The sequence below is a fragment of the Actinomycetota bacterium genome, from assembly GCA_035765775.1.
Lineage (GTDB): Bacteria > Actinomycetota > CADDZG01 > JAHWKV01 > JAOPZY01 > DASTWV01.
Genome location: DASTWV010000042.1, coordinates 11,792 through 26,610, shown reverse-complemented (window position 1 = coordinate 26,610; position 14,819 = coordinate 11,792). Strand labels below are relative to the sequence as shown.

10 protein-coding genes are annotated in these 14,819 nt (G+C 71.7%); 5 read left to right on the top strand and 5 right to left on the bottom strand.

What is annotated here, in order from left to right:
* Positions 1-15 precede the first annotated feature (15 nt).
* The 3 genes from VFW71_09120 to VFW71_09110 form a co-directional block, all read right to left on the bottom strand.
* A complete protein-coding gene (locus VFW71_09120) occupies positions 16-1,461 on the bottom strand; it encodes a glycosyltransferase 87 family protein (protein HEU5002927.1) in 1,446 nt (481 codons plus the stop codon).
* On the bottom strand, positions 1,451-3,613 hold the full coding sequence (locus VFW71_09115) for a transglycosylase domain-containing protein (GenBank protein HEU5002926.1): 2,163 nt from the start codon (positions 3,611-3,613) through the stop codon (positions 1,451-1,453). The genes VFW71_09120 and VFW71_09115 overlap by 11 nt, the downstream gene beginning before the upstream one ends.
* Before the next feature lie 218 nt (positions 3,614-3,831).
* Entirely contained in the window at positions 3,832-4,197 is a 366-nt protein-coding gene (locus tag VFW71_09110) for a DUF5318 family protein (protein HEU5002925.1), read from the bottom strand.
* Positions 4,198-4,393: 196 nt separating this feature from the next.
* Here VFW71_09110 and VFW71_09105 point away from each other — a divergent pair, with 196 nt between their 5' ends.
* The 4 genes from VFW71_09105 to VFW71_09090 all read left to right on the top strand — a co-directional run bounded on the left by VFW71_09105 (position 4,394) and on the right by VFW71_09090 (position 7,112).
* Positions 4,394-4,924: a PadR family transcriptional regulator gene (locus tag VFW71_09105; GenBank protein HEU5002924.1), complete on the top strand. Its 531-nt coding sequence runs from the start codon at positions 4,394-4,396 to the stop codon at positions 4,922-4,924.
* A gap of 37 nt (positions 4,925-4,961) precedes the next feature.
* Positions 4,962-6,092, top strand: a complete 1,131-nt coding sequence (locus VFW71_09100; GenBank protein HEU5002923.1) for an inositol-3-phosphate synthase — start codon at positions 4,962-4,964, stop codon at positions 6,090-6,092.
* A 67-nt stretch (positions 6,093-6,159) separates the two neighbouring features.
* Complete coding sequence (locus VFW71_09095; protein ID HEU5002922.1) at positions 6,160-6,939, top strand: oxygenase MpaB family protein; 780 nt, start codon at positions 6,160-6,162, stop codon at positions 6,937-6,939.
* The gene (locus VFW71_09090; protein ID HEU5002921.1) at positions 6,936-7,112 is read left to right on the top strand and encodes a hypothetical protein; all 177 of its coding nucleotides are present in this window, start codon (positions 6,936-6,938) and stop codon (positions 7,110-7,112) included. The genes VFW71_09095 and VFW71_09090 overlap by 4 nt, the downstream gene beginning before the upstream one ends.
* A 219-nt stretch (positions 7,113-7,331) precedes the next feature.
* Here VFW71_09090 and VFW71_09085 read toward each other — a convergent pair whose 3' ends face one another.
* Positions 7,332-10,646: a protein kinase gene (locus VFW71_09085; GenBank protein HEU5002920.1), complete on the bottom strand. Its 3,315-nt coding sequence runs from the start codon at positions 10,644-10,646 to the stop codon at positions 7,332-7,334.
* Positions 10,647-10,925: 279 nt separating this feature from the next.
* Here VFW71_09085 and VFW71_09080 point away from each other — a divergent pair, with 279 nt between their 5' ends.
* Complete coding sequence (locus VFW71_09080) at positions 10,926-12,323, top strand: glutamate decarboxylase (protein HEU5002919.1); 1,398 nt, start codon at positions 10,926-10,928, stop codon at positions 12,321-12,323.
* A gap of 209 nt (positions 12,324-12,532) precedes the next feature.
* Here VFW71_09080 and VFW71_09075 read toward each other — a convergent pair whose 3' ends face one another.
* A complete protein-coding gene (locus VFW71_09075; GenBank protein ID HEU5002918.1) occupies positions 12,533-14,794 on the bottom strand; it encodes a protein kinase in 2,262 nt (753 codons plus the stop codon).
* Positions 14,795-14,819 lie beyond the last annotated feature (25 nt).

The window sequence follows — 14,819 nt, the reverse complement described above, 5'->3', positions numbered from 1 at the left end:
GAAATTTTGAAGAGTTTAGGGGAGCGCAGGCTCGCCCTCTTGCACCGGCGGCACGACCGGCTCGCCCCGATCCGGGAGGTCCGCCGCCAGCTCCCCGACCGGACCGGCCACATCCACCGCAGGATCACCGACCGGCTCCTCCGGCGGCGCGGGGGCCGGCAGGCCGGGCCGGAGCCGGGTCGCCCGCCCGGCGGCCCTGAGGACGAAGAACAGCAGGGCCAGCGCCCGGGCAAATACCGCCAGGGTGAACAGGTGCTGCCACCCCGAAGGGCCGGGGAAGTCCGGGACCGTGAACCAGTAAAAGCCCGAGACGAACAGCAGCAGGTCGGTGGCCAGGTAGAAGCCGATCTGCCACCACGGGACGTCGAGCAGCACCAGCAGGGGCGCGATCCACAGGGCGTACTGGGGCGAGTTCACCTTGGACAGCACCAGGAACAGGGCCAGGATGCCGAGTGTCACCGCGGCCACCGGGTAGCCGCCGGGCTCCTGGCGCCGCCGCCACCCGATCCACAGCAGCATGAGGCTCCCGAGCCCGAAGCCGACCATTCCCGCCTCCCCGATGAAGCCCCCCCAGCCCCCGGGGGACTCCCAGAACGGGGAGCTGGAGTATTGCGCGGCCACCCGGGCCACCCAGTACCAGATGGTGCCGAAGTCCGGGTAGCGGCCGGCCTGGAACTTCCAGATGCCCATCCAGCCGGAGAAGGTGGCTACCATCCACGGGAGGTTGGCCGCCGCCACGGTGCCCACGAACCCGGCCACGAGCCTGCGTGCCCCCCGGCGGTCGCCGACGGCGATCACCGCCAGGAAGACCGCTGGGAGAGCAAAGCCGGGGAAGAGCTTGGCGCTGGCTCCCAGGCCGAGCGCGATGCCGGCCCATCCCCACCGTTTGCGCTCCACCTCCACCAGGCCCCAGATCAGGCACACCACCGCCAGGAGGTCCCAGTTCAGGAAGGAGTACAGGATGGTCGGCGTGCCGATGGCCCACAACAGCAGGCGGGCCCGGGTGACCCGGGGGCGGAGCAGCATCGTGATGGCCACCGAGCAGGGCGCCAGGAGGACGGCGGTCAGCTGGAAGTACTGCGGGTCGCTGTAGGTGCCGGCGACGTTGAGCTTCACCAGCAGGGCGAGCAGCCGCCCGACCCCGTACATGAAGGACCCGATCAGCACCGGGTACTCGACGGTCACGTCTTTGTAGGGGACCGCCCCCGTGCTGACCTTGCGACCGTAGAACAGCGGCTGGATGTCGTTGTAGCAGAGGTGGCGGTACTGGAAGAAGTTCGCCCAGCCATGGCTCAGGCAGGGCTGCTTCATGGCATAGGCGATGAAGAGCCCGACCGCCGCCGCCAGGAGCGCGAACCCCACCGAAGCGGCCGGCGCCACCCGGCCCCTCGCCCCGCCCCCCACCCTGCCCCCAACGCGGCGCCCACCCGGCCCTCCCCGCACCGGCACCTCAGCGGACATCGGCAGGGCTCCCCCGGGCCGTGCCCGCCGGGGCCAGCGCCTTGGGCGCGGGCGTCACGGTGGTGGTGGGCGACGGGATGATGATGTTCGGCGGCAGGACCTCGGAGGGCGTGGGGCAGGGGGTGGCGGTCCCCGAGGGCGCCGCCGGTGCGGCGGTGCTGGTGGGCGAGGCCACCGGGCACGGGGCGCCAGGCGCCAGGCACTGCCAGTCCGCCGTGGGGCCCTGGCCGGCCGGGCACGGGGCGCCAGTGGGGCCGATGATCTTGCCCGTGATGGTGGGGGCCACGAAGTTGGCCGAGGGCGTGCCGGCCAGGGCAGCCTTCATGAACCGCTGCCAGATCGTTGCCGGCAGCGTCCCGCCGGTCACCTGGATGCCGTGCACGTTGGTCATGGCCGGAGTCTGATGCGTGGTGGGGTTGGTGGGATAGCCCATCCACACGGCGGTGGAGAGGCTGGGGGTGTAGCCCACGAACCAGGCGTCCACCAGGTTCTCGGTGGTCCCGGTCTTGCCCGCCGCCGGCCGGCCGATGCCCTTCCCGGAGGCGGTCCCGTTGATGAGGGTTTGGGTGAGCACCTGGGTGACGGTGTTGGCCACGTTGGGATCCAGCACCTGGGTCGAGTGGGCGGCGTTGTTCACCAGCACCTGGCCCGTGGGGGTCACCACCTTGAGGACGGCGAGGGGGTCCGGGCGCTGCCCCTGGGTGGCGAAGGGGACGTAGGCGTCCGCCATCTGCAAGGGGGTTGCCGGCGAGGTCCCCAGGGTGATCGAGCACACCGGGGCGAGGTCGGTGAACCCACCGATCTGCCGCGCCATCGCCGTGACCGTCTTCGGCCCCAGCAGGTTGACCATCTGGGCGTAGACCGTGTTCACCGAGTTCGACGTCGCCTGGGTGACGTTCACGTCGGGAAAGTTCTCGTTGTTGTAGTTGGTGACGCTCCAGTTCGACCCGTCCAGGTTCTGGCACTGCTTCGAGGTCACCTCGATGCTGGTCGGGGCCTGGAAGACCGACTGGATGGAGTACCCCGCCCCGATGAACGTGGCCAGCGTGAACGGTTTGAAGGAGGAACCCGCCTGACGGCCGGCCCCGCTGGCCTGCTGGACGGCGTAGTTGAAGCCCTGGGCGGCCTGGACGTTGGTGACATCCCGGCTACCGACCAGCGCCCGGATGCTCCCGTCGGTGCTCATCGCCACCATGGCGGCCTGCGGGTCGTCCGCCGCCGTCAGGGTCGAAGAGACGGAGTTCTCCGCCGCCGCCTGCATCTTCGGGTCCAGCGTGGTGTAGATCTTGAGGCCACCGGTGAGCACCTGGCTGTCGCTCAACTTGTACTGGCTCTCCAGCAGCCGGCGCACGTACTCGACGAAGTAGGCCCCCCGGGCTGCGTTGCTGGCCCCGGCGCCCACGAAGGGGAGCCCCTGTGCCTTGGCCGCGGTGGCCTGGGCCTGGGTGAGGTACTTGATGTCCACCATGTTGGCCAGCACGGTGTCCCGGATGCGGGTGGCCCCGGACGGGTTCGAGTCCGGCTGGTAGTACTCGGGGCTGCGCAGGATGCCGGCGAGGTAGGCGGCCTCCGAGACCGTGAGGTTGGCTGCCGAGGTGTTGAAGTAGGCCTCGGCCGCCGCCTGCGCCCCGTAGGCGCCCCGGCCGAAGTACACGGTGTTCAGGTAGTCGCTCAGGATCTCCTGCTTGGTGTACTTGCGGGCGAACTTGATGGCCAGGATGGCTTCTTTGATCTTGCGGGCGACGGTCCGCTTGTTGCCGATCTGGGCGTAGACCCCCCGGACGTACTCCTGGGTGATGGTCGAGCCGCCCTGGGTGATCGACCCTCCCCGGATGTCCACCCAGAGAGCCCGCAGGGTGCCCCGCAGGCTGAACCCGGAGTCAGTGAAGAAGGTGCGGTCCTCGGCGGCCACCACGGACTGCTGGAGGTTGGTCGAGATCTGGTTCAGGGGCACGATGATGCGGTCCTCGGTGCCGTGGAAGAGCGCGAGGGTGCTCCCGTCGTCGGCGTAGACCGTGGAGGACTGGGCCGCGGTGGGGATGGCGGCGGGGAGCGGGACGTTGCCGATGAACTGGGCCGCCACCCAGACCACCAGCCCGGCCAGGAGTGCCGCGGCGATCAGCCACCAGCGGCGCAGGATCGTCCGGCCCACGAGGAGTGCCGCCGGTGGCCCCGTACGGCCCCGGCTCGGTGGGCGCCGGGCCCCGCCACCCCCGGGCGGGCGGGCGCCACCAGGCCGGGCGGGCGGGTTCGACCGGCCGGGCGCGCCCCCGCGGGCGTCAGGGCGCGGTGCCGGCATCGCGGGTACGTGCTCCCCGGGTCGGGTGCCGGACCTGGGGCACGGCGCCGGGCCAGTTCCGGTTCAGCGACTTATCCGGCGAAGCTCCGCCCCAGCAGGTAGCACGCGGCGAGGTGGTTCCAGGAGCATTCGATGCACACCTCCACCACGTAGCAGCGGAACTCGTCGTAGGCGTCGACCAACTCCTTGACCCAGTTGTCCGGGTACACCACCCTGCCCGACAGGTCCTTCAACTGGTCGCCGAAGACGTAGCGTACTTCCCGCAGCGTCGTCCCAGCACAGACGGGGCACGTCCCTTTGAGGGGGCGCCCGATGTTCTTGGCGGCGCGCAGCAACTCGGGGTGGGCGTCGCAGATGTCGAGGCGGGTGAGACCCCCCCGGCGGAACTCGGCGATGACCGCCCGCTTGGCGAGCGTGTAGTCAGTGATCCCTCGCACAGCCCGGTCATTGTAGTGCCGCCCGGCCAGCGCCTCCCAGCCCGGCTCCCGGCCATCTCCCGGCCCTTCTCCCGGGTCATCTCTCGGGTCACCTGGCGGACATTGGGGCGAGCTGGGGAAAAGCTTGACGAGGCGGCCATACTCGCGGTTAGATATATCGGGTCGATATATCGAGGAGATAGATCAGGTGTTGGAAATGGCTGTGCTGGGCCTGCTCAAGGACCGGAGCATGCACGGCTACGAACTGAAGAAGGAGCTCACCGCCACATTGGGCCAGTTCTGGCATGTCTCCTACGGGAGCCTCTACCCCACCATCAGCCGCCTGGAGGCCGAGGGTGCCGTGGAGCGGATCTTCCCGAAGGGCGACATCCAGCGCCGCAAGAACATCTACCGGATCACCGCCTTGGGCGAGGAGACCTTCTCCGAGGCGCTCCGGGAGCAGACCGCAGTGTCGGACGATGCCCGGTTCGGGTTCAAGCTGGCCTTCTTCCGCTACCTGGGCCCGGATGCCCGGGTGGAGGTCCTGGAGCGCCGGCGGGCCTACCTCACCGAGAAGCTGGCCGAGCTCCGGAGCCAGCTCCGGGCCTACCGGGAGCGCATCGATGCCTACACCTACCGGTTGATGGAGCACGGCTACGACAACACCTCTCGGGACATCGAGTGGGTCGACCGGCTCATCGCAGAAGAAAAGGCGGCCGGTGCCGGACCGGCCCCTACCACGCCGTAGCGCACCAGCGCACCAACGCAGAGAAGGAGAGCAGGTCATGACGGAAAGGATCCGCGTAGGCATCGTCGGCGCGGGGAACTGTGCCTCAGCACTGGTCCAGGGCGTCGAGTACTACCGGGACGCCACCGACGGCTCCGACGTGCCAGGGCTGATGCATGTGCGGCTGGGCGGGTACCACGTCGCCGACCTCGAGGTCTCCTGCGCGTTTGACGTCGATGCCGACAAGGTGGGCGTCGATCTGTCCAAGGCCCTGGTATCCGGGCACAACAACACGATCCAGTTCGCCGACGTCCCCGAGACCGGGGTGACGGTGTCCCGGGGCCCCACCCTCGACGGGCTCGGCCACTACTACCGCCAGGAGATCCTGGAGTCGCCCGCCCCGCCGGTGGACGTCGCCAAGGTCCTGCGTGACACCCGGACCCAGGTGCTGGTCAACTACCTGCCGGTGGGTTCGGAGCGGGCCGCCAAGTTCTACGCCGAGCAGGCGCTCGAGGCGGGGGTCGGCTTCGTCAACTGCATGCCGGTGTTCATCGCCTCCCACCCGGCGTGGGCGGCCCGGTTTGCCGAGCGGGGCGTGCCGATCATCGGCGACGACATCAAGAGCCAGGTGGGCTCGACGATCATCCACCGGGTGCTGGCCAAGCTCTTCGAGGACCGGGGCGTGCACCTGGACCACACCTACCAGCTCAACTTCGGCGGGAACATGGACTTCATGAACATGCTGGAGCGGGAGCGCCTGGTCTCGAAGAAGATCTCCAAAACCCAGTCGGTCACCTCGCAGCTGCGCCGGGGCATCGGCGCCGAGAACATCCACATCGGGCCCTCGGACCACGTGCCCTGGCTGGAGGACCGCAAGTGGGCGCACATCCGGATGGAGGGCCGCGAGTTCGGCAACGTGCCGATCACCGTGGACCTGAAGCTGGAGGTGTGGGACTCGCCGAACTCCGCCGGCGTGGTCATCGACGCCATCCGCTGCATCCGCCTGGCCATGGATTCGGGCGTGGGCGGGGCCCTGCTGGGGCCGTCGTCCTACTTCATGAAGTCCCCGCCGGTGCAGTACTCGGACGACGTCGCCCGCCAGATGGTGGAGGAGTACATCCGTTCCGTGGGCCTGGGCGATCTCTCCGAGTCCACCGAGGGCCTCACTCTGGCGCTCGACGAGCTCTAGCCTCCCACAGGAACTGGTGGCGGGCCGACCCTGCGGGGTCGGCCCGTCCGCGTGTGACACTGGCCCAATGGCCCGAGATGTGGGGTACTTCGGCCCGGCCAGCGTCAGCTGGCGGATCCACCGGGACGCCGCGGCGATCCTGGGAGCGGGGCGGGCGCTGCTCACCCAGGCGCTCGATCCCCACGTCATGGACGTGTTCATGGCGAACTCGGACTACCGGGACGACCCCTGGGGGCGCCTGCGCCGCACCGGTGACTACTTCCGGGATGTGGTCTACGGCGACACCGCCACCGCCGAACGGGCGGGCCGCCGGGTGCGGGCCCTGCACGCCCGGCTGGCGGGGGTGGCGGATGGTGGGCGGGTCTACCGGGCAGACGATCCCGACCTCCTGCTCTGGGTGCACGCCACCGCGGTCGATGCCTTCCTGTCCGCCTTCCGCCGCTACGGCGGCCTGCTGCCCGACCGGGAGGCGGACCGGTACGTCACCGAGCAGGTGGTTGCTGCCGAACTGGTGGGCATCGCGCCCGGGGCGGCCCCGACGTCCCTGGGTGACCTGCGGGACTACCTCGCCGGCGTCACGGGGCTGCGCCTCACCCCGGGCGCCCGGGAGGGTATGCAGATGATCCTGTTCGACCCGCCCATCCCGGACTGGCTGCTGCCCGGATGGATGGGGCTGTCGGCGGGCATCGTGTCGATCCTGCCCCCCGAGATCCGCGCCCTCTACCGGCTGCGCTGGTTCCCGCCAGCGGACCCGCCGCTGCGGGCGGCGATCTTCGCCGCCACCCGGGCGTTCAACGCCTGGAACGCCGGTCGCCGGGTCCTGGCCGCGGTCCAGGAGCCAGCGTGATCGACCGCCGGGCCTGGATCCTGCTGGCGTTGGTCACCGCGCTGGTCCTGGCAGCCATGGCCGCGGCGGGGGCGTTCTGGGGGCTGGCGGGCGTGTTCCTCGTGGGGGCCGTGTGCACCGCGGCGGCGGGCCTGGTGCGACGGCGCCGGCGGGGGCGGCTACCCCGGGATTGAGATGCTCCTAAGATAGTCAAGCCGCAGCGGCGGCCCGGACTGATGTCGACAGATCTCAAACAGGGCACAGGCCAGGACATTTGCGGGTCAGACGCCAACCCGGGGCCGCCGCAGACATCATCGCGGGGACATTTGTCCCACTGCACGCGACAAATGTCCCCGACCTCAGCGGCCCGTCAACCGGTTCCGGCCGGGCCGTTGCGCGGGATGCGAGCGACGCTACTGCGGGGTGCTGAAGACCGTGCCCACAACGCCCAGGTCGTGCCAGCCAGCGCCCACGAGGCGGCTGTGCTCGCCGGCATCGGTGGTGTAGACCGCGCCGTACTGCGGGGTGGATGCGCCGTAGATCGGCAGGCCGCCGGTCGGGGGCACGTACCCGAGGACCTGCGGGACGCCGGCGCCCTGGGCCTCCAGGCTGCTCACGGCCTGGCTGGTGGTGGCGAGGAACTGGCGGCCTTCACTGTCGGTCAACCGGTACAGGGGCACCAGGCCGCTGTCCTGCTGCATCGCCACGTAGCCGTCGGCGGGCTCGTTGACGTCGCCCATGCCCGCCAGCGTGCTCCACTCCACGGGACTGCTGGTGTACAGGCGGAACCCGGTCCGGGGATCGCACAGGCGGTAGACCGGTTCGCTGGTCACCGTGCCGGACACCGGGCTGGGCTCGGGCGGAGCCTGCGCCTGGATGCAGGCCGCCTGTGCCGGACCGGTGGGGCTGGGGGACGGGCTGGTGGCGTGCGTGGGCGTGATCACGGGGGCGCGGGTGGGGGCGGGCACCGTCGGCGAGGTGTCCGGGGTGACCGCCATGCCGAAGCTGGACGACACGCCGGCGTCGGTTGCGGTCAACTTGGTGATGCCGGGGGCTGCGCCCTGGGCGGTCGAGCCGCTGACCACGACGATCCCGGTCGGTGCCTCGGACCAGATCACGCCCTGCAGGATGGTGGCGGAGGCCGGTGAGCCGTCGCTCATCGTGCCCGTGACGGTCAGGTGGGCGGTTCCACCGACTTTGATGGCGGTGGGCGATGCCGAGGCGTACAGGCTGGCCAGCTTGGGGCTGGCCGACGTGGCCGAGGGCCTTTGGAAGCCGGTCTCGGCGGCGCGCTGGTCGGCGGCGAGGGCGGCGAGCTGGCTGGCGGCCGAACCGGCGGCGGTCACCTGGGCGGTGTAGCTCACGGTGACCGAGCCCCCCGGCGCCAGGCTGGGGAAGGCGTACTCCACGACCGGGTCCTGCTGCACCACGGTGGCCGGGGCAGGCTGGAAGGTGACGGCACCGGCGCTGGCGGCGACGGACTTCGGGATGACCTCGTCGTAGGTCACCCCGGCCGCGCTGGACGCGTTGGTGATCACCACCTGGCCGGAGAGCACGCCCGAAGCGGAAAGCGACCAGGTGCGCTGGACGGAAACCGGTCCGGGGTAGGAGGCCGCCGGGAAGTGGTATGTCGATCCACCGGCGTTGGTGGACAGGGTGGTGGAGCGGTGGTTGGCCACGATGGCAGCGATCACGACGGCGATGATCACGCCGGCGACCAGTGCCAGCACCGGAAGGCGGCTCCGCAGCCCGGCTGGGCCGCCGGTCCGTTCAGGCTTGGTCCGGGAGCTGCGCTCGGCGGGCGCCTGGAAGGGCGGCGAGGTCGCAGCCTTCGCCGGGCGCTTGACCGGGGCGACCAGGGGCGGGGCGGCGGCAATCACCGCTTCGATGTCGGGGAATGCTGCCTCCGGTTCTGGCTGGGGGGCCGCCGGCTTCTTCGGAGCAGCAGGCTTGTCGCCCAGCCCCGGGAAGAGATCGGCGTACCCCGGACCACCAGGCGCCTCGCCGGCGGGGGCCGGGGGGGCCTTCTCCGCCTTGGGTCCGGGCAGGGGCAGGGGCGTCGGCGGTGCCTGCCGGGGGATCGGAGCCTTCGGTGGGCGGGCCATGGGGGCGCGGTGCGAGGGCAGCGGGTTCATGGCTGCCCGCGGCCCAGCTGGCTCGGGCGATGGCGGGCCGCCAGGCAGCGCAGCCGAGCCCGGCACCGCCGGGAGCTGCCCCGGGAGCGGCGTGAGGGGGGCGGCGGCTCTCTGCGCCGGAGGCGGCGAGAGCGCTGCGGGACCCTGCCCCGGGAGCGGCGTGAGGGGCGCCAGGCGGCGGTCGCGGCGGTCGCCCGCCCTTGTCACCCGTTCGATGCGGTCGCCCTCCCGCCCAGCGCGCTCTGCGTCCGGCGTGATGGCCTCGTCGGCCGGTTGCTGTGCGGGGGGTGCGGCCGGAGCCTCGCTGCCAGCCAGCGGGATCGCCGCCGCTTGGGCAGCTGGGGCAGCTCCGACGGGGGCACCGGGCGTGGCCGGGTAGGCGGGCAGGGGCTGAGGAACGATGGCGTCGGGTACCGCAGGGGAGGCCAGGGGCGCCGGGGCAGGGGCGGATGGGGCTGGGGGCGCCACCGGCACAGGGGCCGGGAACGCCTGCACGGGCGGCTGAACGGGGGCCTGGACCGGGGCCTGAACGGGGGCCTGGACTGGGGCGGGCAGGGAAACGGCTACCGGCGGCGGAACGGCTACGGCAGCGGGCTCGGGTGCCACGGGTTCGGGTGCCACGGCCGGCTGCACAGCCCGCATCTCGGCGGCCTGCTGGGCGCGGGCCAGGAGCTCCTCCAGCGGCACCGGCAGCGGGAGCGGTCCCCGGGCAGGCGGCCGCGGGTCGGCGACCGGGCTGGGGGCAGGTGGTGGGCTCGGCGCCGGGCGGACCATGGCAGGGGTGGCTCCGGTGGCGAGGGCGGTCAGCCGCTCGGCCAGCTGGGCGGCCGTCGGCCGGGAGCCGGGCCACTTCGCCAGAAGACTCCGGATGACCTCCCACACGTCGTTGTGCAGGTGGGGCGGCCGGGGAACAGGCTCCTCGACGTGGCTGCGCAACATCTCGCTGATGTCGCCACCCGTGTCGAAGGGCAGGACGCCGGTGACCGCCTCGTACATGACGACCCCGCAGGCGTACAGGTCGGTGGCGGCGATGGCCCCGCCGCCGCTGGCCAGCTCGGGGGCCATGTACTCCGGGGTACCGGTGGGCCCGCGCCCGGTTGTCCCGGCCAGGGCGGCAAGCCCGAAGTCGGTGACCCGGGCCCGGGGGGGCGAGAAGCGCTCGTCCACCAGGATGTTGGCGGGCTTGACGTCGCTGTGGACGATGCCGGCGGCGTGCACCGTGGCCAGGGCGCTGGCGACGCCGGCGAGGAGGCCGCACGCCTCCCGCGGGTCCAGGATGCCGCGCCGCTGGATCAGGTAGTGCAGGTCGCCACCTTCCACCAGGTCCATCACGATGGCCAGGTTCCCGCCCTCGGCTACCAGGTCCCGGACGCTGACCAGGTTGGGGTGGCGGACGTCCACGAGCATCGAGCGCTCCATGAGGAAGCGGGAGACCAGCTGGGGGTCGCGGGCCAACTCGGGCCGCAGGATCTTGATGGCGACGGCCCCCCCGGAGGCGCGCTCGGAGCCCCGCCACACCTCGCCCCAGGCACCGCTGCCCAGGGGCTCGTGCAGGATGTAGGCGCTGCCGAGTGGCTTACCCTCGTCCGGCACCGGACCTCCCATGGGGGGGGAAGCTTTGCGCGTGGGGGCAGGGGCCGGGCGGGCGATCACGCCAGACCCTCGGCGGTCGGCGACCCCCCTGCGCGATGGTTGCAGCTGCGTGTCCGAACATCAGACCGCCTGAGCGTAGCGGAGCAGGAGAGGGCGGGCAACCTTGCAGTCTTCATCGTTGTGTGATATCGGCACGAGAGACCGGATTCTCAAGTCCCGGGCTAGCACTGCGTGCTCAGGGGCCCGGCGGATAGGGGATCCACAGAGAGGAGCAGAGCGATGCCACTGCACCGCCACGTATCGGGTCAGCGGGGCCAGGCCCCGCTCGACGTCCGGCCCCAATTCGTCCTCCCCGGGGAGATCGGTGAGGTGCCGCGGTTCCGGATGCCCCCCCGGGGCCTGGGCCCGGAGACCGCCTACCAGGTCATCCACGACGAGCTGATGCTGGACGGCAATGCCCGCCTGAACCTCGCCACGTTCGTCACCACCTGGATGGACCGCCGGGCGGGCGAGCTGATGGTGGAGTGCGCCGACAAGAACATGATCGACAAGGACGAGTACCCCCAGACGGCTGAGCTGGAACGGCGCTGCGTCAGCATGCTCGCCGACCTGTGGCACGCCTCGTCCGCCGAGGAGGCCACCGGATGCTCCACCACCGGCTCCAGCGAGGCCTGCATGCTGGGCGGCCTGGCGCTCAAGTGGCGCTGGCGGAAGGCCCGGGCGGCGGCGGACCAGCCCATCGACCAGCCGAACCTGGTGATGGGTGCCAATGTCCAGGTGTGCTGGGAGAAGTTCTGCCGCTACTGGGACGTGGAGGCCCGTCTGGTCCCGGTCGGGGGGCCGTCGGGCGCCACCCACCTGACCGCGGAGGCCGCCGTGGCCCACTGCGACGAGAACACCATCGGCGTCGTCGCCGTCCTTGGCTCCACCTACGACGGCGCCTACGAGCCGGTCCTCGACATCGCCACCGCACTCGACGCCGTGCAGGCCCAACACGGCTGGGACATCCCGGTGCACGTGGACGGGGCCTCGGGGGCCTTCGTCGCCCCGTTTGCCGATCCCGACCTCCGGTGGGACTTCGCCATCCCCCGGGTGGCGTCGATCAACACCTCGGGCCACAAGTACGGGCTGGTGTATCCCGGGGTCGGGTGGGTGGTGTGGCGGGATGCGGCCGCCCTCCCCGAGGAGTTGGTCTTCAAGGTGGACTACCTGGGCGGCGAGATGCCCACCTTCGCCCTCAACTTCTCCCGGCCGGGGGCCCAGGTGGCGGCCCAGTACTACAACTTCCTGCATCTGGGGTTCGACGGGTACCGGCGGGTGATGCTGTCGTGCCGGGAGAACGCCCGCTGGCTGGCCGAGCAGATCGCCGCCGCCGGCCCCTTCGAGCTGGTGTCCCAGGGCGAGGGCATCCCGGCATTCGCCTTCCGCCTGCGGGAGGGGGTTCCCTACTCCGTTTTCGACATTTCCGAGCTCATCCGGGTTGCCGGCTGGCTGGTGCCCGCCTACCACATGCCGCCCGACCTGGAGGAGGTGGCGGTGCTGCGCATCGTGGTGCGGGACGACTTCAGCCGGGATCTGGGCGGCGCCCTCCTGGCGGACCTCAAGCGGGTGACCGACCGGCTGGGCAAGCGGGTCGATACCCCCAACGACCAGACCAGGACCGGTTTCCACCACTAACCTGAGCAAACTATAACCCCGCTATAACCCGAATGGTCTATAGGCCGACCATCGCCTGAGTTCGATACTCACGCTGGAGAGCGGTGCCGGCCGGCACCGCCCGGGGGTGTCGAGAAGGGGAGTGGCGATGGCGCGGTACGGGCAGCCTCCCCGGAGGTAGCGCACCAGGCACATCGTTGGTGCTCAACGGCCTTTGACCGCCCAGCCGCTCACGGGACGTAGTAGACGATGCCGAGGTCCTTCCACCCCGCGGCGAGGAGCTGGCTGCGTTCGCCCGGTTCCCGGGTGTAGATCGACCCGTACATGGTGCTGCCCAGCTCGTAGAGCGGCACGGTCGAACTGCCCGGGGCCCCGGTGCTGGGCGCTGCGTAACCGAGGGTCCCCACCACCTGCGCCCCCACCTGGGCAGCCAGTTGCGAGATGCGCTGTGCGCTCGTCGCGATGTACTGGCGCCCCTGGGCGTCCTGCAGTTCGTAGAGCGGGACCGCGGTCGGGGTGGCGACGCTGGCGAGCACGGCGAGGATCCCCTCGGGCGCGTCGCCGGCGGCCAGGTACTGATCGATCTTGGTCGCGCTGGTGGTGTAGAGGCGGAACCCGGTCTTGGGGTTGCACAGCCGGAACAGGTACACGGCGTTGACCGTGGCCGTGACCAGGCCCGGTTGGGGGCTGGGCGGCTTGGCGCACGCCGGGAAGGCCTGGTCGGGCGAGGGCGGCGGGCTGGGTTTCGTCGAAGGCGGGCTCGGTTTCGGGGTTGGGCCGGGCCTGGTCGGGGGCGGGTCCGGTTTCGGGGTGGGGCTGGCGGCCGTCACGATCAGGTCGAAACCGGCGCGTACACTCCCTACCGTCGCCGTGAAGTGGGCCCGGCCCGGGCCAGTGGCCCGCACCACGGTGCCCGTCGCGTCCCCGATACCGGCGGCGGACGCGGTCCAGGTGACGCCCTGAAGCAGTCCGGCTGCTGCCGGAGACCCGTCGCTCATGGTGCCGGAGACCGCAAGAGTGGCCGACTTGCCCACCTGCATGGTGACCGACGGCGGGACGACGCTCAGCGAGGCGAGCGTGGCCACGGGCGGCGCTCCCGATGCCCGGTACGCCGACTCGGCGGCCCGCTGGTCGCCGGCGAGGCTGGCGAGGCGCCGCTCGGGAGTCCCGGGCCGGGCGACGTGGACCGTGAAGGCAACCTCCCGGGAGTCGCCGGGGGCGAGGCCACCGAACGTGTAGCGCACGACCGGATCGGCCCGCACCACCGTCTGGGGCTGCGGGCTGAAGGTGACCGATCGAGCCGTGGCGGCCAGGGATTTGGGGATGACCTCGTCGTAGCTGGCCCCGGTGGTGGTGGTGGTGCCGGCATTCGTGATCTGCAGCTGCTCGGTCAGCGTGCCGGACGGGGCCAGGGCCCACGTGCGCTGCACGCTGACCCCTCCCGAGGTCTCGGCCGGGAAGTGGTAGGTGGCCGGCCTCGCCGACCCGCCCCGGCCGAGGAGCACGGCGGCGGCCACAACTGCCGCCAGGATGGCGCCGGCACCCAGCGTCGGCGGGAGGAGGCGGCGCCCCCGGGCCCCGGGGCGCTCGGGAGCGGGTGGCGGGCCGACCGCGGGGGCCGGGGCCGGCGGGCCGACCGCGGGGGCCGGGGCAGCTTCAGGCGACGCCACGGGCAGGGAGGGTGCCAGCCCTCCGGCCAGGGACGTCAGATGGAGTGCGGCCTCCTCGGCTCCCGGGCGGCTGCCCGGCCACTTGGCGAGGAGGCTGGCAATGGCCTCCCACATATCGTCGGCCAGACCCTCCGGCCGGGTGGCGGCCTGTTCGACGTGGCGCTGGCGGGTCTGGTCAGGGTCCGCGCCCCGAAAGGGCGGCTGTCCGGTGACGGCCTCGTACAGGACCACCCCGCAGGCGTACAGATCGGCCGCCGGTGTCGGCCGGGCGCCACTCACCAGCTCGGGCGCTGTGTACTCCGACGTGCCCGGTCCGGTGCCCGGCCCGGCATGGGCGATGGTGGCCATGCCCACGTCGGTGAGCAGGGCCACCGGGGGCGTGCTCTGGAGGTTCACCAGAACGTTGGTGGGCTTGACGTCGCCGTGGACCAGGCCGGCGGCGTGGACGGTGGCGAGTGCCCGGGCCACCCCGCTCAGCAGCCCGCAGGCCGCCCGTGGGTCCAGCGGGCCGGTGCGCCGGAGGAGCGCGTGGAGGTCCTCCCCCGGGACGAGGTCCATGACGATCGCCAGGGTCCCGCCCTCGGCCACCAGGTCGCGCACCCGCACCAGGTTGGGGTGGCGCAGCCCCAGCACGAGGGAGCGCTCGGCAAGGAAGCGGCTGACCAGCTCGGGATCCCCGGCCAAATCGGCGGACAGCACCTTGATGGCCGCCGGGAGGCCCGGGGCCCGTCCGGCGGCCTTCCAGACCTCCCCGTTGGGTCCCCGGCCGATCACCTCCTCCAGCACATAGGAGGTGCCCAGGGGTGAACCCGGCTGCCTCACCGGTGACACTCGCTGGTGGGTCTCG